The organism is Cupriavidus sp. YR651 (assembly GCF_900101625.1).
Classification (GTDB): domain Bacteria; phylum Pseudomonadota; class Gammaproteobacteria; order Burkholderiales; family Burkholderiaceae; genus Cupriavidus.
This window is the reverse complement of the sequence record NZ_FMYZ01000012.1, coordinates 103,913-125,379: the sequence shown is the minus strand read 5'-3', so window position 1 is coordinate 125,379 and position 21,467 is coordinate 103,913. Positions and strand designations below refer to the sequence as shown.

18 protein-coding genes, 1 pseudogene and 1 riboswitch are annotated in these 21,467 nt (G+C 64.6%); of the genes and pseudogenes, 11 read left to right on the top strand and 8 right to left on the bottom strand.

Annotated elements, in window-relative coordinates:
- Nucleotides 1-13 precede the first annotated feature (13 nt).
- Nucleotides 14-1,519, bottom strand: coding sequence for a CoA-acylating methylmalonate-semialdehyde dehydrogenase (locus BLR29_RS25680; protein ID WP_092140928.1), 1,506 nt, complete (start codon nucleotides 1,517-1,519; stop codon nucleotides 14-16).
- Between the two features lie 145 nt (nucleotides 1,520-1,664).
- On the opposite strand from BLR29_RS25680, the gene BLR29_RS25675 reads away from it, so the two are divergent.
- On the top strand, nucleotides 1,665-3,116 hold the full coding sequence (locus BLR29_RS25675) for a short-chain fatty acyl-CoA regulator family protein (protein ID WP_092140926.1): 1,452 nt from the start codon (nucleotides 1,665-1,667) through the stop codon (nucleotides 3,114-3,116).
- A 12-nt stretch (nucleotides 3,117-3,128) separates the two neighbouring features.
- On the opposite strand, the gene BLR29_RS25670 is transcribed toward BLR29_RS25675, so the two are convergent.
- Nucleotides 3,129-4,577, bottom strand: a complete 1,449-nt coding sequence (locus tag BLR29_RS25670) for a PepSY-associated TM helix domain-containing protein (protein ID WP_255371442.1) — start codon at nucleotides 4,575-4,577, stop codon at nucleotides 3,129-3,131.
- A 9-nt stretch (nucleotides 4,578-4,586) separates the two neighbouring features.
- Nucleotides 4,587-6,584: a TonB-dependent receptor gene (locus tag BLR29_RS25665; protein WP_255371441.1), complete on the bottom strand. Its 1,998-nt coding sequence runs from the start codon at nucleotides 6,582-6,584 to the stop codon at nucleotides 4,587-4,589.
- Nucleotides 6,585-6,829: 245 nt separating this feature from the next.
- A riboswitch (cobalamin riboswitch) is annotated at nucleotides 6,830-7,074 on the bottom strand.
- 590 nt (nucleotides 7,075-7,664) lie between these two features.
- Here BLR29_RS25665 and BLR29_RS25660 point away from each other — a divergent pair.
- The 8 genes from BLR29_RS25660 (at nucleotide 7,665) to BLR29_RS25625 (ending at nucleotide 13,327) form a co-directional block, all read left to right on the top strand.
- Entirely contained in the window at nucleotides 7,665-7,961 is a 297-nt protein-coding gene (locus BLR29_RS25660) for a response regulator transcription factor (RefSeq protein WP_092140922.1), read from the top strand.
- The gene (locus tag BLR29_RS25655) at nucleotides 7,906-8,133 is read left to right on the top strand and encodes a response regulator transcription factor (RefSeq protein ID WP_255371440.1); all 228 of its coding nucleotides are present in this window, start codon (nucleotides 7,906-7,908) and stop codon (nucleotides 8,131-8,133) included. The genes BLR29_RS25660 and BLR29_RS25655 overlap by 56 nt, the downstream gene beginning before the upstream one ends.
- A gap of 207 nt (nucleotides 8,134-8,340) precedes the next feature.
- Entirely contained in the window at nucleotides 8,341-9,180 is an 840-nt protein-coding gene (locus BLR29_RS25650; protein WP_092140920.1) for a sensor histidine kinase, read from the top strand.
- A gap of 2 nt (nucleotides 9,181-9,182) precedes the next feature.
- On the top strand, nucleotides 9,183-9,827 hold the full coding sequence (locus BLR29_RS25645) for a response regulator (RefSeq protein ID WP_092140918.1): 645 nt from the start codon (nucleotides 9,183-9,185) through the stop codon (nucleotides 9,825-9,827).
- Nucleotides 9,828-10,054: 227 nt separating this feature from the next.
- Nucleotides 10,055-11,416, top strand: a complete 1,362-nt coding sequence (locus BLR29_RS25640; RefSeq protein ID WP_255371439.1) for a hypothetical protein — start codon at nucleotides 10,055-10,057, stop codon at nucleotides 11,414-11,416.
- 90 nt (nucleotides 11,417-11,506) lie between these two features.
- Nucleotides 11,507-12,745, top strand: a complete 1,239-nt coding sequence (locus BLR29_RS25635; protein ID WP_092140916.1) for a hypothetical protein — start codon at nucleotides 11,507-11,509, stop codon at nucleotides 12,743-12,745.
- A gap of 61 nt (nucleotides 12,746-12,806) precedes the next feature.
- Nucleotides 12,807-13,070, top strand: a complete 264-nt coding sequence (locus tag BLR29_RS25630; RefSeq protein WP_092140914.1) for a hypothetical protein — start codon at nucleotides 12,807-12,809, stop codon at nucleotides 13,068-13,070.
- A 41-nt stretch (nucleotides 13,071-13,111) separates the two neighbouring features.
- Nucleotides 13,112-13,327: a hypothetical protein gene (locus BLR29_RS25625; protein WP_092140912.1), complete on the top strand. Its 216-nt coding sequence runs from the start codon at nucleotides 13,112-13,114 to the stop codon at nucleotides 13,325-13,327.
- 187 nt (nucleotides 13,328-13,514) lie between these two features.
- On the opposite strand, the gene BLR29_RS25620 is transcribed toward BLR29_RS25625, so the two are convergent.
- From BLR29_RS25620 to BLR29_RS25610, 3 genes are read right to left on the bottom strand one after another with little or no spacing between them, the layout of a single operon-like run.
- Nucleotides 13,515-14,096 carry a TetR/AcrR family transcriptional regulator gene (locus BLR29_RS25620; RefSeq protein WP_092140910.1) on the bottom strand — a complete coding sequence of 194 codons (582 nt, stop codon included), beginning with the start codon at nucleotides 14,094-14,096 and terminating at the stop codon, nucleotides 13,515-13,517.
- Nucleotides 14,097-14,123: 27 nt separating this feature from the next.
- Nucleotides 14,124-14,375 carry a DUF302 domain-containing protein gene (locus BLR29_RS25615; protein WP_369804709.1) on the bottom strand — a complete coding sequence of 84 codons (252 nt, stop codon included), beginning with the start codon at nucleotides 14,373-14,375 and terminating at the stop codon, nucleotides 14,124-14,126.
- Between the two features lie 25 nt (nucleotides 14,376-14,400).
- On the bottom strand, nucleotides 14,401-15,867 hold the full coding sequence (locus BLR29_RS25610) for an amidase family protein (RefSeq protein WP_092140908.1): 1,467 nt from the start codon (nucleotides 15,865-15,867) through the stop codon (nucleotides 14,401-14,403).
- Between the two features lie 296 nt (nucleotides 15,868-16,163).
- On the opposite strand from BLR29_RS25610, the pseudogene BLR29_RS32715 reads away from it, so the two are divergent.
- A pseudogene (locus tag BLR29_RS32715) lies at nucleotides 16,164-16,323 on the top strand (PrpF domain-containing protein); the annotation flags it as partial.
- Nucleotides 16,324-16,348: 25 nt separating this feature from the next.
- Nucleotides 16,349-17,803: a bifunctional 2-methylcitrate dehydratase/aconitate hydratase gene (locus tag BLR29_RS25605; RefSeq protein WP_092140906.1), complete on the top strand. Its 1,455-nt coding sequence runs from the start codon at nucleotides 16,349-16,351 to the stop codon at nucleotides 17,801-17,803.
- Between the two features lie 380 nt (nucleotides 17,804-18,183).
- Here the strand turns inward: BLR29_RS25605 and flgL are convergent, their stop codons facing one another.
- Nucleotides 18,184-19,419 carry a flagellar hook-associated protein FlgL gene (flgL, locus tag BLR29_RS25600; protein WP_092140904.1) on the bottom strand — a complete coding sequence of 412 codons (1,236 nt, stop codon included), beginning with the start codon at nucleotides 19,417-19,419 and terminating at the stop codon, nucleotides 18,184-18,186.
- A 47-nt stretch (nucleotides 19,420-19,466) separates the two neighbouring features.
- Complete coding sequence (gene flgK / locus BLR29_RS25595) at nucleotides 19,467-21,404, bottom strand: flagellar hook-associated protein FlgK (protein ID WP_092140902.1); 1,938 nt, start codon at nucleotides 21,402-21,404, stop codon at nucleotides 19,467-19,469.
- Nucleotides 21,405-21,467: the final 63 nt, after the last annotated feature.

Sequence of the window (21,467 nt, the reverse complement as noted above, 5' to 3'; positions counted from 1 at the left end):
GCCGGCTTCCCTGCTACTGCAGCCGGATGGTTGTGTTGACGCCGGTGGAAACGTCGTCCTCGAACCAGCGCGATGTGATGGTCTTCGTCTGCGTATAGAACAGCACCGCCTGCTTGCCGTAGGGCCCGAGATCGCCCAGCTTGGACGCACGCGAACCGGTGAACGAAAACATCGGCACGGGCACTGGGATCGGCACGTTGATGCCGACCTGTCCGACGTCGATCTCTTCCTCGAACTTGCGCGCCGCCGCGCCGGACTGCGTGAATACTGCGACGCCGTTGCCGTTCGGATTGGCGTTGACGAGTGCGATCGCTTCGTCCAGCGTATCGGCGCCCACCACCGCAAGCACGGGACCGAACACCTCCTGATCGTAGATCGCCATTCCCGGGCGCACTCCCGAGAAAATCGTCGGCGCGATGAAATTGCCTTCCGCCAGGCCGCCGGGCAGTTCCGGCATGCGCCCATCGAGTTCCAGCGTCGCGCCCTCCTCGACGCCTTGCGCGATCAGGCCTTCGATCCGTGTCCTGGCATGGCGCGAGATCACGGGCCCCACATCGGGATTGTTCTGTCCCGGCCCGATCTTCAGCGTCCTGGTCTTCGCCACGAGATCCGGTACCCAGCGATTGGCGTCGCCGACGAGCACCACCACCGAGACAGCCATGCATCGTTGGCCGGCCGCGCCGAACGCGGCGCCCGCCAGCGCATTGAGCGTCTGCTCCTTGTGCGCGTCGGGCAGCACGATGGCGTGATTCTTTGCGCCCATCATGCACTGCACGCGCTTGCCCGCAAGCGAAGCGCGCTCATACACATGCGTCCCGACCTTCGTCGAACCGACGAACGAAATGGCCTTGATATCCGGGTGATCGCAGATCATGTTCACCACATCGGCCGCGCCGTGCACGACGTTGAGAACACCCTTTGGAATCCCCGCTTGCAATGCCAGCTCCACCAGTTGCATGGTCACCATCGGGTCCTGCTCCGACGGCTTGAGCACGAATGTATTGCCGCAGGCGATGGCCATCGGGAACATCCACAGGGGAATCATGGCCGGAAAATTGAACGGCGTGATGCCGGCACAAACACCGAGCGGCTGCAGGCGCGTATAGGTGTCCACGCCGGACGCCACGTTGTGCGCCAGCTCTCCGAGCTGCAGATTGCCAATGGCCGCGGCATGCTCGACGACTTCGAGTCCGCGGAATACGTCGCCTTCGGCATCGGCCAGTGTCTTGCCTTGCTCGGCGGTCAGCGTCGCGGCAAGCGACTTCATATTGGCGCGAATGAGCTCCTGGTACTTGAGGAAGATCCGTGCGCGCGTGCCGATCGGCGTCTTCCGCCAGGAAGCGAAAGCCGTCTGCGCGGCTGCCACGGCGGCGGCAACTTCGTCAGCGGTCGCCAGCGGCACGCGGGCCAGCACCTGCTGGTTCGCAGGGTTTACAACATCACGCCACTCCGACGTGCGCGACTGGACGAACTCACCATTGATGAGCAGCGGAATGCTGGGAATTTCGGCGGAATGCATGGGGTCTCCGGTTGGCTCGACATCGACATCAAACTCGGAGAAAATCTACTCGCAATCTTCACAAACCCACACAACTTACTGAAGTAAAAGAGAATACCTGTGAAGATCTTCGCAATCCCTCCCGTAATTTTGTGAAGGTTGTGAAATGACGAAGTCGAGAAAGATATTTGTCGGCGCGCGCGTACGGAGACTGCGCGAGCAGCGGGAATGGAGTCAGGTGACGCTGGCAAGCCGCTTGTCCCTGTCACTGAGCTACATCAGCCAGATCGAAAACAACCAGCGCCCGGTCACGGCTGCGGTGTTGCTGAAACTTGCCGAGGTGTTTGGCGGCGATGTCGGGCAGTTTTCGGAGGAGCAGGACCAACGCCAGCTTGCCGAGCTTGACGTCGCATTGCGGGATCGCACGGTCTGGTCAAGCACGATTGCACCAGCCGCGCTGCAAAGGATGACCGAGCAGGCACCCGATCTGGTCGAGGCGTTCCTGAGTCTCTATGCGCGGCACGGGCGGCTGCGGGACGAATACGCGCAGGCCGTCGACCGCTTCTATGGCGAACTTGGCCCGGACGCCCGATCGGACATGCTGCGTGAGGTTGCGGCGCCACTCCCCCACGAAGAAGTGCGGGATCATTTCAATCGCGAAAACAACTACCTGGATGCGCTCGACGTCCTCGCGGAAGAGTTGGCGGCGTCGGCGAACCTGACACCGGGCGGCCGAAGCGCGCCGCTACAGAAATTGCTGCGCGATGGCTTCGGCGTCACAGTCACCGAGGCGGAGGACGCTGGCGGATGGCTGCGCCGCTTCGATCCCGCCCGCCGACAGATCGCGCTGCGTGCCGGACTCAGTGACGCGCAACAGGCATTCCAGCTTGCGACACAGTACGCGCTACTGATGCATGGCGACGTCATCGAAGGCGAAATCGGGCGTGCCGGGTTCTCCGACGCCTCCACTCGGGAACTCGCGCGACAGGGGCTCTCGCACTACTTTGCCGGCGCCATGCTGCTACCGTATGGCGGCTTTCTCGATGCCGCCCGGCGCGTGAGATATGACATCGAATTGCTACAGCAGCACTTTCAGGTGAGCATCGAGACGATATGCCATCGCCTGTCGACGATGCAGCGCCCCAACGCCCGGGGCGTGCCGTTCTACTTCATACGCCTGGATCAGGCAGGGAACATTTCGAAGCGGCAGAGCGCGACGTCATTCCACTTTGCCCGGCACGGCGGCGCATGCCCGCTCTGGCACGTACATGAGGCGTTCGCGCAGCCAGGCCGGATTCTCACGCAGATCGCGGAGATGCCCGACGGCATCCGCTACTTCGGCATTGCCAGAACGATCGAACGCGGCGGCGGTGGCTACCGCACGCGACGCAAGCTGTTCGCCATCGGCCTTGGCTGCGAACTGGCGCACGCGCGCGAACTCGTCTACGCAGACCACATTGACATCGAACACCCATCCGACGTTGTGCCAATCGGGCCCGGCTGCCGTGTGTGCCCACGGGAAAACTGTGTGCAGCGGGCGTTTCCGCCGGCCGGCAAGACGATCCTTGTGGACAGCAACACGGAGTCGCTGGTGTCATACCGATTTGCCGACGATTGATCAACCAGCCAGTCAGCGACGCAACCGCCGCCAGCCGACCACGACGCCGCTGACCGACATCACCAGACCTACGATCGACAACGCCCACATCACCGCATCCCACCATGGTCGATGGTGTGTCAGCGTCACGAAGTCATAGCTGTGGACTGCGTTGAACAGCCAGCGGTACGCGCGGCGGCTATCGTCGCTTCGGCCAATCACCTGGCCAGTCGTCGGGTGAATATAGGCCCACGTATGGTCCGTATCGTCGAAGCCGACGCGCAGCACAGGTAGTTGGCGCGGGTTGTGGTGGCTGTACCAGTAGGCGTCCGGTTCCGTCTGCACATCACTGGATGCGATGCTGGCTGCGGGTAGCAGCGTGGCCGCAGAGCGAATCAGTGCGCCACGATCCCATTGCAAGGGAAGACCACTGCGCGGATCAAGCGCCTGAGTATTGCCCTCGCCTGATGCCACCAGCAGTACAGGGGCACCTCCGACCCAGTTCATGCGAATCTCGCGTGCTCCATCGCCCTGTCGAATCGCTTGCCACGCCGGAGCGGGGAAGGATGCCGCGTGGTGCCCGGCATAGCGCTGCAATGCCGCACCATCGAATCCGCGCCCGTTGAACCACTGGTTCGGATTGACGGACAACCATCCCGAGATCAGCCAGAACAGCAAGAACAGCGAGCCGATGAGTCCGGCCACGTGATGCCACGCCATCCAGCCGTGATACGGCGACGCGCCCGCCATGCTGCCGTGGGCGAAGCGGCGCCGCACACGCAGCCGCAGCCAGCCGATCCAGATACCGGTGATGGCCACCACGACACACGGGCCGGACGTCCACAACACCACCTGCCGCCACAGCGGCGGGTCCTTGCGGATCGGCGTGAAGTAGAGCCAGTGAGGGACCGAGCCCAGCCAGTTCCAGAGCCGTTCGGCGCGGTGCGTGTCGCGCATGACCTCGCCCGTTTTCGCGGAGACATACAGCTCGGTGCCCGCGTCGTCGTCGATGGCGATGCGATGGAGCGGCCGCCAGGCGTTGAGCCCGTTTGGCACCGTCCACTGGTCGCGTTCCGCCGTCTCCAGCCATCGCGCGGGCTTGCCGGCAAACCGCTGCGCGGTGGCCCGGGCCGTATCCGCGTCGACGCGGTCGATCACGCGGCCATCGACTGCCGACACCGTGTGAGGCTGGCCCTTGCCATCGATCATGCGATAGACCGGCAGGTCGCCCGCCATCTCAAGCCGCAGGCCGCGGGGATACTGGTCCAGACCCGCAGCCTGCATGGCTGCATCGGGCGCGACGACGACGCGGCTGGCATCGATCGCTGGCAGCGCCGCAAGCCGTTCGGCGTCGGTCAGCGCGGGAAAGCCCACGTACATCATGACCAGTCCCGAGCCGAACCACATCGCAATCAGCAGGCAACCCGCGATCCCCATCCAGCGATGGATCAGGTACAGCCAGCGCTTGGTCTTGCGCCACACGATTCCACCTCAGAAGTAGAAGTTGGCCGACAACTCCGCCGCGCGCGGACGGCCGAGCAGCCATTGCTGGCCGCCGTTGGAAACCGATTCGGCGTAGTCCTTGTTGAACAGGTTGTAGACGCGCACTGTCAGTGCCGTTTGTTTGGTCACGCGCCATGACAGTACGGTATCGACCGTTGTATAGCTGGGCACGCGCACCCGGTTCGCCGTGTCGGCATAGCGGCCGCCCACATAGCGCAGGCCCGCGCCGAACGTCCATTGCGGCAGGAAGGTCCACGTCAGCCATGCATTGGCCGCCTGCTGCGGCACGCTGGCAGGCACATTGCCGGCACGCGACACCAGCACGCCACCCACGGACTCGTTGAAGTCCTCGTAGCGCGCCCGCAGCACGGTACCGTTGATATCCAGACGCAAGCCGCGCAGCAGTTCCACGCTGGCCGATGCCTCCAGACCGCGCGACGACTGTTCACCGACCTGTTGCGTGATAGCCGGGTTCACGGGATCGCGCGACAGCAGGTCGTTCTTGCGGATCTCGTAGGCCGCGAAGGTCCATTCGCCACGATTACCCCAGAACGCCTGCTTGACGCCCACTTCCACCTGCTTACCCGTGGCGAGATTGAAGTTGCGTTGCGCGTCCGACGTGGTGATCAGCGCGCCCAGCGGATCCGTGGCCGTGGCGTACTGCGCATAGACCGCCAGGCTCGGTGTGAACTGATAGACCGTGCCCACACGCCACGTGGTGTTGGCAAACGTCTTTTCCCAGGCCGAGCCAGCCAGCAGATCGGTGCGTGTCAGTTCGGCGTGATCGAAGCGCACGCCGCCGATGACCGACCACTGCGGCGTGAAGGCGATGCGGTGTTCGCCGAACAGCGCGTACTGCGTGGTGTTGGTACGGAAACGCGGCGAGGTGACGATACCCGGCGGGCTGAAGAACAGGCCCGGATCGAAATCGCGTGCATTCACGGTCGACGTCCCACCATAAGGCGAATTGTTCGAATGCGTGAAGTTGATCTTGTTGATGTCAAAGCCAACCGTCGTCGTGTTGTCGAGCCCGAGCAGCTTGCTGTGCACGGTCACGTCGGCGCGGTCACCCACCTGCTCCTGGTCATGCAGGATTTCCAGGTAGTCGGTGCGGCGCACCTGCGACGTCGCCGGCAGATAGGTGTAGGTCTCGCTGTCGCGCCAGTGGCGATGGCTGGTCAGGTAATAGAACTGGTTGCGCACCTTCACGCGGTCGTTGGGCGTCCATTCGGCATTCAGGCGCGTCCAGCGGTCGCGATAGCTGATTTCGGCATCGCCAACGTTGTAGTTCTTCTTGCGCAGCGAGGTGTCCAGGCTGCCATTGACCAGCGGCGTACCCAGGTATTGCTGCGGATGCTGGGTGCCGTCGTCATAAGACAACGTCAGGTTGAATTCCGGATTCACGTCCAGCCGCACCGAAGCCGACACCATCAGATTGTTGGAATCGCCGCGGTCCACCCAGCCCGCCGAGCGGTTGGCCGCGGTGGCGAAGCGGTATGACAGGTTGTCGTTGATCTTGCCACCGCTGTCGAAGGCCACACGCGCAGTCTTCTCGGTGCCGCCCGTGATCTGCAGTTCGTTCTCGATCGGCCCTCGGATTGGCTTCTTCTGCACGACGTTGACCACGCCGCCAATCGCCCCCTCGCCGTACATCACGGAGGCCGGGCCGCGCAGCACCTCGATGCGGTCGACGGACCAGGTATCGAACGGGAACGTCACCGTGCCCGACGCCACGTACATGCGCGTGCCGTCCAGCAGTTGCATGACCGAGCCCTGGCCCGCGAAACCGCGCGCGGTCAGCGACGTGCCGCCATTGCCGGGGGCCGGGTTACCGGTGATACCGGTGGCGCGGGTGACGGCTTCCCGCACGGTCTGATCGCCACGCGCACGAATCGTCTCGCCGCTGAGGACCTCCACGCTCGCCGGCGTTTCCAGCGGCGTCAGGCCCATGCGGCTGCCGGTGAATTCGGGCCTGGACAACGCCATGCCCGGCTGGGCGTTCTCACTGACTACCACTGGTGGCAGCGACGCATCCTTCTTGTCGGATGCCTCCTGGGCAAAAGCGTTGGGAAGATTCAGGCTGGCAATGGTGCCAAGAGATACGGCCAGAACACGAGGCCGACTTCCACGTGCCACACGTGACGAAGTTTGAGCCGAGCGCGGGCGGCCAGCGGAATGCGCAGACAGGTTGTATTTCATCGTGAAGCCGGACGACCCCGCCCGGACGGAAAATGTCGATGTTGACGACAGGCCGGTATCCGGGCTGGCAGGCGGGAGCGTGCGCTCCCGGAAATCCGTCGCCTTCCCACGCCAATGAATCCTGCGCAGTGGCCGCCGATCCGATGGATCGGCATGACAGTTCCCTAACCTGCTTACCGTTGCGGGGGCAGCACAGGCATTGCCGCTTCAGGGCGGCGCACCTGTTTCCCGTTTAACCAATGAAAGAATCGTTGGCACCTGCAATCACGGGCGGCCCGCCTTGGGGGCGCGCCGCGGTGCGCATTCTACTCGTAACTGCCGGTTACAAAACGTACACAGCGAAAGAAACAACACAACATGGCGCTGAAACTACGCGTGCCAAGGCCGTCGCCTCGCGGCTGTTGCGACTGCTTTGACAGTGACGTCCAACAAGACCGGGAGCTTGCAGAAGGCAGGTGTCCGCCGCCGTTTATGGGAGGGTCACTGGCGTCGACTGCCGTCCTCGATGTCCGGCGCACACGCCGGCCGGACCTGCGGGTCCCAATACCATCAGTTGGTTGCCTGCGGTTGTCTCTTTCGGAGCATTGAAACTTACGCCAACAGGGCTCCATCGGAATACTTGACTCACTGGCCATCGACTAGCATGGACACATCCCCAGCTTTGCCGGGCACGACAATTTTCTCGTCAGTTACTGGATTCGTAGCGATGCGGTCATAACCGTTCCGCATGGTGGCCGCGCCCACCCGGCCCTTGGCCTGCGACCGGCTTTTCCGCCGGGTGGCGCGCGGGCATGACGCTGTCCGTCGCGTCACCCGGCGGGCTGCCATCTGCCAGAATTGCGAGCTTCATCCCGTCCCAGGCAACACATGCAGGCTCAACGCATTCTCTCCGCCACGCTGACGCAGCGCGAACGTGAAGTCCTGGGGCTGATCGCATCCGGCATGAGTTGCCGCGCTGTCGCCGCTGAATTGCAGATCAGCGTGCTGACCGCCCGCAAGCATCGCAGCAACTTGCTGGCCAAGACGGGCTTGCGCAATGCGGCGCAGCTTGCCGCCTACGCGGTGGCGCACGGCTTTCGTCGATCTCGCGCGGCCCATCGAGACGGCAATGGCGGCGCATCCGGCGGGCGTGCCACCGGCTGTGCTGACGCAGCGCGAGCGTGACATTGCGCAACGGGTAGCGGCGGGGCATACCAGCAAGCAGATTGCCAGGGAACTCGGCCTGAGCAACCTGACCGTGCGGAAGCATCGGGAGAACCTGTACCGGAAACTCGGCGTGGGCAATGCGGCCGGCGTGGCGATCTATTTCCTGCGTCATGGCCTGCTGGCGCCATGAGTGAATCCCTGGCTCCGTGCTAACGGAGATACGGCATTGGCAGTATTGCAAGGCGCGTGCGCGCGACGGGATGATGCTGCGCAAGGCTTGACCGCGAAGTCCGGAAAGCCAGAGCTGGCGCGGGATTCATGGAACTGTATGTCAATTGAATAATATTAAGAAGAGATTTTCGCGCGCGGGTGAGTTCGTTGGTTCAAGGGGGCAGGCATGTTGCGAAACAAGAATGCCGGGGCGGCGCCCGGGGGCAGTGACGGGCTTGTCCCAGGGCGCAGGCCCGCGTACCAGGCCAATCGTCCAGTGCGCGGGCGGCGGCGCGAGCAACAGCAGGCCATCCTCGACGCCAGCCATGCGGCCCGGGAGTGCGAGCGGCAGCGCATCGCCTGCAGCCTGCACGACGAAGTGGGCCAGGCGCTTGCCCTCGCGCTATTGCGGCTGGGCCAGTTGGAGACGCTGGCATGCCCGCCGCAGGCACGCGCGCTGATCGACGAGGCGCGTACGCTGGTGGCGGAGGCTGCCGCCAGCGTACGCGCGGCGACGATCGATCTCGGCCTTGGCCTGCTGGCACAGGGGCCGCTAGACGATGCGCTGCGTAGCCTGGCGCATCGCGCAGGGGACGGATCGAGCGGGGTTCCCCGCCTGCTGCTGGATCTGCGCGGCCCCCAGGTGCCGCTTGAGCAAGCCGCCACCGCGGTGTTGCTGCGCGTGGTGAAGGAGTTGCTTGCCAACGTTCGCAAGCATAGCGGCGCATCCCAGGTGTGGGTGCGTACGGCCTGTGAGCACGGCCACGTCACGGTCAGCGTGGAGGACGACGGCTGTGGCTTCGATCCGGGCTCAGTTGCCGGCAAGGGAAGTGCCGGGGGCGGTTTTGGCCTGCCCAGCAGCGCGGCACAGCTTCGCGCGCTGGGGGCACGCCTCGAAGTGGGCTCCGCGCACGGCAGCGGCACGCACGTGCGCATCGTGATGCCCACGGGGCACTGGCGGGCGGCGGGCGGCGATGCCGGCGGCCCGGTGCACCGCGACGGAATCCACACCATGCGGCGAGATTGAGCATGCCGCACACCCGTGTCTTGCTTGCCGACGATCACACGCTCTTCCGGGAGGGACTTGCCGCCTTGCTTGAGCGCGAAGCGGACATGACCGTCATCGGCCAGGCCGGCGACGGCATGGAAGCCTTGCGCATGGCGCAGGCCTTGCTCCCGGACGTGATCGCCCTCGATCTCGGCATGCCGATACTCAACGGCATCGACGCGCTCTGCCGCATCGTGTCGGACGTGCCCTCGGCGCGCGTCCTGTGCCTCTCGGCGCATGGCGAGCAGCGCATGATCGCCGCCGCGCTGGACGCCGGCGCGCTTGGCTACCTGCTCAAGGATTGCGCCTGCGACGAACTCGGCAAGGCCATCCGCACGGTGGCGGGAGGGCGTTCCTATCTCAGTCCCGAGGTAGCCACCGCGATGGTCGCCAGCCTGCGCCGCGCGCGGCACCACGGCTCGATCGAGCCGAGCGCGCAGCTCAGCACGCGCGAGCGGCAGATCCTGCAGTTGCTGGTGGAGGGGCACTCCACCCGGGAGATCGCCGAACGGCTGCACATCAGCGGCAAGACGGTGGGTACCCATCGCGAGCACATCATGGCCAAGCTTCAGGTCAAGGGCATTGCCCAGTTGACGCGCTACGCGATTCGCGAAGACCTCTTCTAGGCGCTACGCCGCCGCCGGCCGCGCTATCCATGCTGCCGATGCGCGAATCAGCATTCCTGAAGGTGCGAATCAGGCCGCGGCACAGTTCGGCGGCGCCCGCGATAACCGACCATGAACTCCAGACGAACGGTGCATGCGCGATGGCGGCGGGGCACGGCGCGTCGGCGGAGGGTGGGGCCTGGATGCCGCCACCGTCCCTTCTCGGCAAACGATCTGGAGCAGAAAAAATGGCAAACGTCGATACCGTGGGTCTGTGGAAGCAGTGGATGGGCGCCCTGCAGGCGACCGCCTTCCCCAATGGCATGTCCGCACAGCAGCAGTTCAGCGCCGGCTCAACCACCCTGAACGTGGACCTGGGCAACGCCGACCCTGACATCATCAATGCCTATGTGTACGGCATCGGCGATGTCGTGCCTGCCAACAGTCCGGCCTATGCGCCGGCGGGCGGCCTTCTGGCCACGTACGCGACCTTCCTCGACTGGATCGATCTTGGCGCCATGGTCAATCCGAACCTGGGCAGCCAGGTCAACCAGGCCGCGGCGGCGCTCAATACCGCGCAGACCGCATTCAACAATGTCCAGGTAGCGGCCTATACGGCTTACGGGGCGTACAAGAACGTCAATCCCACGCCGCCTCCCTTCCAGACTTGGGTGCAGCAGAGCTATCCGTCCTACCTGAGCGCCAACAATGCGCTGATCGGCGCGGCCAGCGCGTATGACGAGATCATGATCAAGGCCTACGGGGCCGGCTATAGCGTGGTGCAGCAGGCGCGGGCCAAGGTGGGCATCAACGGCGCGCAGAGCATGACGCTGCAGAACCCGTACAACATGCCGGTCAAGGTGGGCAGCGTGGCGCCCGCGGGCAGCCAGCCGGTGGTGATCGGTGGCACCAATCCGGTGCCGGTGAACAACCTGATCTCGGCCTTCGCGCCGTCCTATTCCCTGCAGGCGTTCAGCGCCAAGTACGCCGAGTGGCAGCAGGCCAGCGTCGCCGGCAAGAACAACGCCGGCGCGTCGATCTCGGTGACTTCCGCTTCGAAGACTTACGACTTCGACGAGTTCGGCTGGAGCACCTCGGTAAACGCCAGCCTGTTCGGCGACTTCTTCTCCTTCTTCGGCAGCGGTTCGGCCAGCGGGCAAAAGACCAGCATCAATACCACCAGCAGTGACTTCAGCCTGACCGTGGACTTCACCGGCTTCGGCACCTTCCCGGTCAGCCCCGGGCTGTGGTGGGACAACGGCGGGCTGGTGTCGACCTACCATCAGCGGCTCAAATCCGGCGCGCCGGCCTTCTTCGCCGACAGCGGCTCGCTGGCGCGGATGGCGACGCAGATCGTGGTGGGCTTCCAGCCGACCGTGAAGCTGAAGATGGCGGCCAGCGACTACAGCAACGTCAAGAACACCTGGCAAGCGCAGGCGACCGCGTCGATCGGCATCGGCCCGTTCCGCATCGGCTCGGCCACGGTGTCGACCAACGGCACCAAGCAGGACATCAAGTGGGACGATGCATCGGCCACGGTCACCATCGGGCCGGTCAGCAGCACCCTGCCGATCCTGCTTGCGGTAGTAAGCCAGCAGCTGGGCACCTGAGGCCGTCGCGATCGCAGTCCCTCGCGCGCTCAGGCGAGGGGCTGCGCCGCCCAGCCGTTCATCCTGTCCATCCTGCCGGGAGGTCTCGCCGTGCTATCCGACCTTGCGCTCTGGCGCATGTATGCCGCGGCACTTGCCAGCCATGCGGGCGTGGCTGGCAACGACGTGTTCTCCGTCGCGGGGGCCGCCACCTTCAGCGGACTGGGCAACGCGGATGCGCAGGTGGGCAACTGGTGCACCTACCAGCTGGGCGACGGCATTCCCGCTGCCGCGGGTGCCTACGCGCCTTACAGCGGCTTGTTTGCCGCCTACTGGCTTTGCCTGAGCTACCTGGTGGAAAGCGCCGCAGGGCAGCCCGCGCTGTTGCAGGCGGCTGCCGGGGCGGGCAGCCTGCAGGCCGACCTGGCGCGCTACCGGCAGGCGGTGCGGGCGTGGCAGCCCGGCCCCCCCATGCCCGCGGGCGTCAACGCCGCGGCCAACGCCGTGGCGCCTGCCGCGCTTGCGCCTGCGCCTGCGCAAGCGCATCAAACGCTGCTGGCGGCGTTGGGTGAACGCGTGCCGGCGCTCACGGCAGCCCTGAATCGCTGCTTGCTGGCATCGCAACAAGAGGCCTCGGACCTGAACATGGCCGCCAGCCTCTATGCGGCGGGCGTGGAATTCCGCTGCCCGCGATACGCGCTCGATGGCTGGCTTGCGGGGCTGGCCGCATGGCGCGCGGCGCCAGCCGGCGGCGCTACGGCCTGGTCGGTGTCCCTGCCGCCTCCGGCGCTGGCCGCTCTGGCCGGGGCCGCGCCTGCTGCTGCCTTGCCGGCGGCGGGAAACTGGCCTTCCTTCCTGGGGCTGCAAGGCGCCGGCGGCGCGGCGGTCGCGGGTGCAATCAACGCGGCGCCGCTAGCGGCCATGGTCGAAGGTGCGCCGAATGGCCTGCCTGACGGCGTCAACGGATTGGCTTTGTCGCTGGGTGGGTTCGGCGTCTTCGCGCTGACGCCTGGCAGTTGGTTCGAAGCCAGCCTGCTGGATGGCGGCCAGGCCGCGCTGCCGGCGGGCGCGCCCGACTTCTTCGGGGCCGCCGGCGCGCTCGCGTTGTTGCCAACAGGCGCGGTCATCGGCTATCAGCCGCGCATCGCGCTGCGCGCGGGCAGTCCGCAGCAGGCGCAGGCACTCGCTGCTTCGCTGACGCGGGTCGGCCCCTTTGCCGTTCAGGGCGCCGCCCAGGATGCCCCGGGCGCCGTGGCATGCCGGGGCTGCAACGGTACCGAAGTCTCGTTCGATGGCAGCGGCTCGGATGTCCCGGTCTTGCTGGGCGTGATCAGCAAGCCGGTTTCGTAGCGCTGGCGGGAACACGCCCACCGGCACGTCAATCGCAGTAGCGTTTTCAAGGAGAGCAACCATGATGGACGACTGGAAAGTCAGCGCGTATCGCGACCCCGCGAACGGCCAAGGCGTCTGGGTGTACTACGAGAATCCGAACTTCCCGGCTATCCATATGAGCCGTTGCGTCGACAATGCCACGCGCGACCATATGGCGACGAACGACCGCACCGCTTACTACTACGGCAATAACCAACCGCCCACGTTCAACAACGCCGCCGTGCCGATGCCTACCCGGATCACGCTGGAGGCCGCCTGGCGCGACTATTTCACCGTGATGTGAAGTCCACCGTTCCACACGTTGCATCCTTCAAGGAGCCAGCCATGGCCAAGTATTGCCAGGAAAAATTCACCGAAGCCAACAACGGAACAGAGGTCAAGGTCTGCTGGCGGCAGGACAAGCACGTCCACGACGCCACGCTCATCACCACCATCGAGCTCTGGCTTCAGGCCCAGCGGGGAGGGCAATGGGGTGTGCGCCCCGGCAGCTATGAGTCCAACCTGTCGTCCTGCGCCGTGAACGCGGTCAGCTACGACTAGTGCGCGATCCAGGGCGGGGCCGATGCTCCCGCCCGACAGGACCCTGGCGGCGCAATCGGCTTCACCGCCGGGCTGTCCGCCGTGACGTCCAAGGGAGAATTCGTGCGGGTCCATCTGCAGGTCACCTCGGATCTCGGGCATTGAGCCGGCTCGGCCTGAGGAGGCTCGGGCGCACGCGACGAAATCTTCATACGGGCGACTCTCGGGCAAGGAGGAGCGCTGCCTCGACACCGCCTTCCAGGATTTGCTCCGCGCGTGCAACGTCTGGCACGGCGCGCGCGAACTGGAGGGTTCCCACCATGAGAGCGAAGATGGCTGTTGCACGACGACCCGCTGCTGTGGAATCCGCATCTGGGAGCAATGCGGCCAACGTTGCAACGAAGCTTTGCAACCCATCCTCATAGGTTTGCCGTATCGACACCGAGTGCCTGGCGACTTCCGGAAGCAAAGCCGCCGAAGGACATCCGCATGCCAGGTCCTCGCGATGCGCTTGACTGAGGTAGCTTCGAATCACTCCCTCAAGGTCAGTGCCCGTCTGGAGTTTCTGTTCGAGGTCCAGTTGCCGCTCTGCGAGCGCGCCCCCGACCGCCTCGCGAACAAGCTCCTCTTTGGACGCGAAGTGGAGATAGAATGCGCCGTTGGTCAGGCCGGCCGCTCCCATGATCCCGCTGATGCCCGCAGCCGAGACTCCCTCTCGGCGGAAGCATTTCGAGGCGACCTCGAGGATATGCTGCCGAGTCGCGGCTTTGTGACCTTTTTCGAAACGCATCTTCTCTCCACTCGTGTCTCGCGGCCGTCAGTTTGCGGTCGCCTCCAGCAAGGCCCGGAGGTCGCGATCAAGCTGATGAGCCACGGTATTGACCTCCTCGCTGCCGAACTGGCCAAAAACGGAGGCTGGTCGATCATATTCAAACCCGATACCACCATCGCCATCCTCGCGCAGCAGTACACGGATGGGTGCATGGAGTCCCGCCGACAGTTGATGGCGGGTCATCTTCGATGTGGTGAGCGGATTGCCGATATCGTACTGGATGGATCGGCGCGTCAGCCCGGCAATAGCCGGGGCTAGATCGTCAGAGCGTCGGCGGCTGGGTGCCTAAGACCGCCTCGATTCGGCGGGCAAGCTTCAGAAGCGCCCGGTCGCTCGCCAGCGGGGCGTCCAGCTCAAGACCGATCGGAAGTCCCGCGCGAGACACGCCCGCAGGGAGACTGATACCCGGCAGACCCACGCTGCTTGCAGACAAAGTGTGGTTCGCCAAGGCGAGGTAGCTGACTTTCTGGCCCGCGATGTGGAACTCTTCCTGCTCCTCGATCGAAGGCGCCATGCAGGGCGTCGTCGGCTGCAGAATGGCAAGCGCTCCTCGCGTGACGAACGCCTGGTTCAGACGGCGCTGGATTTCCGGACGGCTTACGTTGAGCGCGGTCTGATAGGCCTCCACTGAGGTAGCACCTGCACCGCCCGGCAGTACGATGTGCTCCCACGCCTGGCGAAGCTGGGGCTTGAGGCCTTTGTAAATCGCCTCGAACGTGGTCGGAATATTGTGTAGACGGAGGAATTCCGAGACTGCGCCCTGGGTCTCATGGGCGAAAATGCCCCACGTAGTTGTCTGGATGAGGGCATTGAAATCTTCCCCGAGGTCGATCTCAAAGACCTCGGCGCCGGCGTCCCGCAACCGCCGAACTACCTCACGGAATCGATCCTCGACTTCCGAGTCCACCAAGCCCAGAAACTGCCGCGGCGCGAAGGCCAGTCGGGCTCCCTTTAGGTTGAAATCCCACTCGACGGGCTCCGCAGCCTGCTCCCCGGTAACGACCTGGTCCAGCAGCATGCAATCCTCGACACTACGCGCGAATACACCCGTCGTGTCGAGAGTGTGGGAGATCGGTGCGACGCCGTTACGCGGCCAGCGTCCTGTGGTCGGCTTGAACCCGACGACACCACAGAGCGACGCGGGCACACGGATCGATCCGACTGTATCGCCACCCAAGGAGGCGGGCACTATCCCGGCGGCCACGGATGCGGCAGAACCGCTTGATGACCCTCCCGTGACGCGACCGTGGGCGCGTGGGTTCTTCACCTGGCCATAGCGCTCGTTGTGTCCGGTCAGCCCAAAGGACATCTCCACCAGATTGTTCTTGCCGAAGACGAGGGCGCCTGCATCCTTGATCGCCCGGACCGCATCGGCGTCTTCCGTCGGAATAAAGTGCGCCAGACGATCGAGGCCGATGCTCGTGGGCAGCCCTGTCGTCAGGTAGCTGTCCTTCACTCCGATCGGCACACCCAGTAGGGGAGCCTTCGCCCCGGCCGACCGCGCCTTGTCTGCGTTCTTCGCAGCCTCAAGCACGGCGTCTCCGTCGATGGTGATGAACGCGTTAAGGTCAGCGTGCGACCGAGCCTGCCGCAGCAAAGCCGTGGCGTACACCTCCGATGTCATCTCACCGCCGCGGATCGCGTCGGCGGCCGCTGCGAGCCCGAGTGAAGCGAATCTCTGCACTTCTGGCGCAGACGTTTGGCTAGAGCTGGCGATCGTATCGTTCATAAATTCCTCACAGGAAAGGTGTGACCCGGCATTTCACGACCGCGAAGAGGATCACGGCCTTATTGAATTACGATCATAATATAACATTACGATCGTAATTCAAGAGGTTTCGCAAGGTATCACTTCGTTGTGAAGCACGGGAGGCACCCGCCGATAACTCCGTCGCAGTAGCGCCGGAAGCGTCACATCGAAGACATTCAGGTTCTGGCCGAGGTGCCGAACGCCGCCGCGGTGCAGGAATGGCTGCTGGCGCACGGCTACACTGAATAGGATTAGCCATCCAGACAGCTCAATACGGCGCCGGCGAGCGCAACGCGGTGCGTTTCGGGCATCCGTCCGGCACGCTGCGCGTCGGCGCCGAAGCGCAGCAGGTCGACGGCGAAGGCGGTCAGGAAGGCCATCATGAGCCGCAGCGCATTGGCAGGCCGAGTGCGCGTGCCGGGCGACGCGTTCTGATACTTACCCTCCAGCGAGGCTGCCCATGTCCACCGACACGCCGTCCGCGCAACGCCCCGATCCGGACCAGGTACTGGTCGACATCGTCGACTATGTGACCGGCTACGAGATCAAGAGCGGGCTCGCCTACGACACCGCCCGCAACTGCCTGATCGACACCCTCGGTTGCGGGCTCGAAGCCCTGTCCTACCCGGCGTGCACCAAGCTGCTGGGCCCCATCGTGCCGGGCACGATCGTGCCGAACGGCGCGCGCGTGCCCGGCACCCAGTTCCAGCTAGACCCGGTCCAGGCTGCATTCAACATCGGCACGATGATCCGCTGGCTGGACTTCAACGACACCTGGCTGGCGGCCGAATGGGGGCATCCGTCCGACAACCTGGGCGGCATCCTGGCCACTGCAGACTGGATTTCGCGCAACAACATCGCTGCCGGCCGCAAGCCGCTGACGATGAAGGCCGTGCTCACGGCCATGATCAAGGCGCACGAAGTCCAGGGCTGTATCGCGCTGGAGAACTCCTTCAACAAGGTCGGGCTCGACCACGTGGTGCTGGTCAAGGTGGCCTCCACCGCCGTGGTCGCGCAGATGCTGGGGCTGACGCGCGACGAGATCATCAATGCGGTGTCGCTGGCGTGGGTCGACGGCCAGAGCCTGCGCACCTATCGCCACGCGCCCAACGCCGGCAGCCGCAAGAGCTGGGCCGCAGGCGATGCCACCAGCCGCGCGGTGCGGCTGGCGCTGATCGCGCGCACCGGCGAGATGGGCTACCCGTCGGTGCTGACGGCGAAGGCGTGGGGCTTCTATGACGTGCTGTTCAAGGGACAGCCTTTCAGATTCCAGCGCCCTTATGGCTCGTACGTGATGGAGAACGTGCTGTTCAAGATCTCGTTCCCGGCCGAGTTCCACGCGCAGACCGCCGTGGAAGCCGCAATGGCCCTGCATGGCGCGCTGGCCGACGCCGGCAAGATCGCCGCGGATATCAAGCGGGTCACGATCCGCACGCACGAGGCCTGCCTGCGCATCATCGACAAGACCGGCCCGCTTAACAATCCCGCCGATCGGGACCACTGCATCCAGTACATGGTCGCCGTGCCGCTGCTGTACGGCCGCCTGACCGCCGATGACTACGAGGACAAGGTAGCGGCCGACCCGCGTATCGATGCGCTGCGCGCAAGGATCGTCTGCATAGAAGACAAGTCATTTACCGCCGACTACCATGATCCGGACAAGCGCTCGATCGCCAATGCGCTGACGATCGAACTGGACGACGGCACGGAGCTGGACGAGATGCCGGTCGAGTACCCGCTTGGCCACAAGCGCCGGCGCGCGGAAGGCATCCCATTGCTGGTGGAGAAGTTCCGGACCAACCTGGCGCGGCGTTTCCCGCCCAAACAGCAGGCGGCGATCCTTGCCGTATCGCTCGACCAGACCAGGCTGGAGGCGATGGCCGTCAATGAGTACCTCGATATGTATGCGATTTAGGTTATCGCCTCACATCTTCATGCCAGGACTTCTGGCGTCTGAGAGGCTTGGTCGAAGCCTCATTCCCAAAAGCACGAACGCTGGCGAGGAACGGCAAAATACAGCGACTACGCTACATACCGAAGGCTGTAAGGACGAAAAACCGAGCCGACCAGTCGAGTGCCTGCTCGAGCCAGCTCCGAAAGGCAGCTCCGAAAGGCAGCTCCGAAAGGCAGCTCCGAAAGGCAGCTCCGAAAGGCAGCTCTGCAATAAAGACGCAAAACCCGCGCCCAGTAAGGCGGCGCGGGTAGCAGAAGGCACTGTTTTCACGACTTTGTTGTCGCGGATTTCGTGACTAGATTGTCAAATTACAAGGGGCAGCAGCCCCTCCACCAACTCCCTTACAGATACTGGAACAGGTTCATGCCCTGGATCTGCATGAACGACTGCTGCGCGCCTTGCAGCGCGGTCTGGCGCTGGTAGTACTCGGTGATCGCGGCGGCGTAGTCCAGGTCCTGCAGGTCGGACAGCGTCTTGGCGTTCGACACGTCGCGGTTCTGGCCGATGGTGTCCAGCGCGTCCAGCTCCTGCATGCGCGAGCCTACCGACGAGCGCACCGTCAGCACGTTGTCCAGCGAGTTGTCGAACTGGCGCAGGCCAGTGGCGATCACGTTCTGCAGGTTGGCATCGGCCGCAGGCTGGTTGGTGCCCACGTTGATCGGCGTGCGCAGCGCGTTGATCACGTTCTGCAGGTTCGCGAACATGTCGGCGCCGGCTTGCTGGGCCGGCTGGGCGCTCATCGTGTCGCCGTCGGCCGGTGTGCCCTTGACCGCGAACGTCACGCCCGCCACATTGATTGCCACGCCATCGGAGTAGTCGGTGGGCGTGCCGACTGCCGTGCCGGTGGTGTTGTCCATGATGCTGTATTGCATCTTGCCGGTGCCGACGTTGGTCTGGAACGTCAGCGTCAGCGAATGGCCGTACAGCGGATCCGCCGGATCGCTGACGGTGACGGCGCTGTACGTGCCCGTGCCGGTATTGGCCGAGTTGCCCTTCAGCACGTAGCCCGCATTCGCGGTCACGCTCAGGAAGACTTCCGAACCGTTGTTGCCGGTTTCCATCTGCCGCGACACGTCCACTTGCAGCAGCTGGTGGCCAGTGTCGCCCTGGTACACGGCGCCGCCGGCGGCGTTCTTGGCAAACGGCACCGTGCCGGATTGCAGGCCGGAGAACAAGTAGTTGCCGTTGCCGTCGTCGGCATTCGCCAGGCCCAGCAACTGGTCGTACTGGCCTTGCAGCGTGGTGGCCAGCGACGCGCGGTCGTTGTCGCTCATCGTGCCGTTACCCGCATTCACCAGCAACGTCTTGATGTTCTGGAGCGTGGTCGTCACCGTCTGGAGCGTGTTTTCTTCCTGACCCAGCGACGAGTTGGCCTGCTTGCGCGAGGTGGTGTACTGGCCGTTGACCGCGCCGGCCTGCGACACGCTCAGCGCGCGCGTGGCGGCCACGGGGTCGTCGGACGGGGTCAGGATGCGGCGGCCGGTGCCCAGCTGCTGCTGCACGTGCAACAGGCTGGACTGCTGGTTGTTCATCGAGGCCAGGCCCTGGTGATACAGGGTAGAGGTAGCAACGCGCATGGCTTGATTCCTTCTTATCCGGTTGATCTGTCTGTGTTGGCCGCTTGTTACCTGCCGATGCCGATCAGCGTGTCGAAGATCGTGCTGGCCGTCTGGATGACCCGCGCATTCGCCTGGTACAGCTGCTGGAACTTGAGCATGTTGACGGTTTCCTCGTCCATGTTCACGCCCGAGACCGACTGCTGTGCCGTGTAGATCTGGTTGGTGATGCTGTCTTGCGACGTCGACGCGATGCTGGCGGACTTGGCATCGCTGCCGACGTCGTTGACCAGCTGGGCGTAGGCATCGTTGAAGCTCGACGTGCCATTGATGACCTTGGTGGTCTGCAGCTTGGCCAGCGCCAGCGCGTTGCCGTTGTCCGCCACGGCGCCGGTGTTGTTCGCCAGCGTGAACTTGTCGCCGTTCTTCGGCACGCCGTCGAAGCTGAACGTCAGGCCGTTGAAGGTGAACTCGGTGGCGGTGCCGTTGACCACGGTGCTGGTCGGGGTCACGACCGTGCCGGCGGCATTGGTAAAGACGTACGCGCTGGTGGCGCTGTTGTACGTGGCAGTAATCGGGCCGCCTGCCAGCAGCGCGAAGCCCTGCGCCACGCTCTTGAGCTTGGCGGTGCCCGTGCCCGTGTTCTGCGTGCTCGCGTCGGCGCGGGCCGGCGAGGCGGCGGCGACCTTCGCCGGGTCGGTGATCAGCGTGCCGAAGCCGGCCGCCGCGTTGCGGGTCGGCTGGATCTGGAACGAGTCGTTGGCGTTCATCGCCACGTTGACGCTGACGGAGAAGCCATCGACATTCATGTTCAGCGGGAACGTCGCCGTGGCGCCAGGCTGCGTGGCCACCACGGTGTTGTCCGACATGCGCGTCAGCGTGTAGTTGGTGCCGTCGTACTTCAGCGTGTAGTCGCTGGTGGTCAGGTTGCTGGCGTTGTTGGTGGCGGTGTTGCCGATGTTGACCGTGGCGATGGCGGCCGACGTATTGTTGTTGTTGGCGTAGACCACGGGCGTGCCCAGCGCGAACATGTCCGTGCCGATGGCGCCATTCAGGTCGATACCCAGCTTGTGCTGGTTATTGAAGGTCTGGCCGATGGCCAGCGACAGGCGGCCGATGGCGTTCTGCGCCGCGTCCAGCGACTGGCTGCGGAACTTCAGCATGCCGCCGATGGAACCGCCCGTCACCGTGCCGTCCTGGGCTTCGATCACGTTGCCGTTGGGCAGCGTGAAGCCGAGGACCGTGCGGCTCGGATCGGCGGACGAGGCAATCGCCTTCATGTCATACGAATCCGAACCCATCACCAACGGCTGGCCGTTGCCGACGAAGACGTTGTAGGTACCACTGTCCTGCACCACCACCTTGGCGCCCACCAGTTCGGTCAGCTTGGCGACGGCCTGGTCGCGCTGGTCGAGCAGGTCGTTGGGCGGCTGGCCGCCGGACGCGGCGGTCATGCGGGTGATTTCCTTGTTCAGGTTGGCGATCTGCTTGGTGTAGTCGTTGACCTGCGTCACCGACGACTTGATCTGCGTGTTCAGGCCATCCTGAAGCTGCTTGAAGTAGTCGCTCGACGACTTCATCTGGCCGGCCAGCGCCTGCGCGGCGGACAGCATGCCCTGGCGCGCCGCCGGATCGGCCGGCGTGTCCGACACAGCCTGCACGGACGCGAAGAACTTCTGCATCAGCGGCGCCAGGCCGCCCTTCTGGTCGGCCAGCAGGTTGTCGATCTGCGAAATCTGGTCCGAGTAGGTCGCCAGTTGCGCGCTGGCGGACGTGGCGCCGCGCAGCTGGCCGGTCAGGAAGCTGTCGTAGACGCGCTGGACGGTGATCGTGTTGGAGCCCTGGCCGTAGAAGCCCGAGCTGGTGTACTGGCCGCCCGCCGACGCGATGATCGTGTTCTGGCGCGTGTAACCCGCGGTGGCCGCGTTGCTGAAGTTGTGGCCGACCGTCGTGAGCGCGTTCTGCGCAGTGTTCAGGCCCGAAAGACCGATATTAAAGAGAGACATGTGTCTGACCCCGGATCGATTGGCTAGCCTTCGGCATGCGGCCGACGGCGATGGATGTGCAAG

Excerpts from the sequence above, each read along its gene's own strand:
- BLR29_RS25650 (WP_092140920.1), top strand. The coding sequence starts at position 8,341 with ATGTTGCGAAACAAGAATGCCGGGGCGGCGCCCGGGGGCAGTGACGGG.
- BLR29_RS25605 (WP_092140906.1), top strand. The coding sequence starts at position 16,349 with ATGTCCACCGACACGCCGTCCGCGCAACGCCCCGATCCGGACCAGGTA.
- BLR29_RS25630 (WP_092140914.1), top strand. The coding sequence starts at position 12,807 with ATGATGGACGACTGGAAAGTCAGCGCGTATCGCGACCCCGCGAACGGC.
- BLR29_RS25645 (WP_092140918.1), top strand. The coding sequence starts at position 9,183 with ATGCCGCACACCCGTGTCTTGCTTGCCGACGATCACACGCTCTTCCGG.
- BLR29_RS25640 (WP_255371439.1), top strand. The coding sequence starts at position 10,055 with ATGGCAAACGTCGATACCGTGGGTCTGTGGAAGCAGTGGATGGGCGCC.
- BLR29_RS25660 (WP_092140922.1), top strand. The coding sequence starts at position 7,665 with ATGCAGGCTCAACGCATTCTCTCCGCCACGCTGACGCAGCGCGAACGT.
- BLR29_RS25625 (WP_092140912.1), top strand. The coding sequence starts at position 13,112 with ATGGCCAAGTATTGCCAGGAAAAATTCACCGAAGCCAACAACGGAACA.
- BLR29_RS25665 (WP_255371441.1), bottom strand. The coding sequence starts at position 6,584 with ATGGCGTTGTCCAGGCCCGAATTCACCGGCAGCCGCATGGGCCTGACG.
- BLR29_RS25610 (WP_092140908.1), bottom strand. The coding sequence starts at position 15,867 with ATGAACGATACGATCGCCAGCTCTAGCCAAACGTCTGCGCCAGAAGTG.
- BLR29_RS25675 (WP_092140926.1), top strand. The coding sequence starts at position 1,665 with ATGACGAAGTCGAGAAAGATATTTGTCGGCGCGCGCGTACGGAGACTG.
- BLR29_RS25680 (WP_092140928.1), bottom strand. The coding sequence starts at position 1,519 with ATGCATTCCGCCGAAATTCCCAGCATTCCGCTGCTCATCAATGGTGAG.
- flgL (WP_092140904.1), bottom strand. The coding sequence starts at position 19,419 with ATGCGCGTTGCTACCTCTACCCTGTATCACCAGGGCCTGGCCTCGATG.
- BLR29_RS25620 (WP_092140910.1), bottom strand. The coding sequence starts at position 14,096 with ATGCGTTTCGAAAAAGGTCACAAAGCCGCGACTCGGCAGCATATCCTC.
- flgK (WP_092140902.1), bottom strand. The coding sequence starts at position 21,404 with ATGTCTCTCTTTAATATCGGTCTTTCGGGCCTGAACACTGCGCAGAAC.
- BLR29_RS25655 (WP_255371440.1), top strand. The coding sequence starts at position 7,906 with ATGGCGGCGCATCCGGCGGGCGTGCCACCGGCTGTGCTGACGCAGCGC.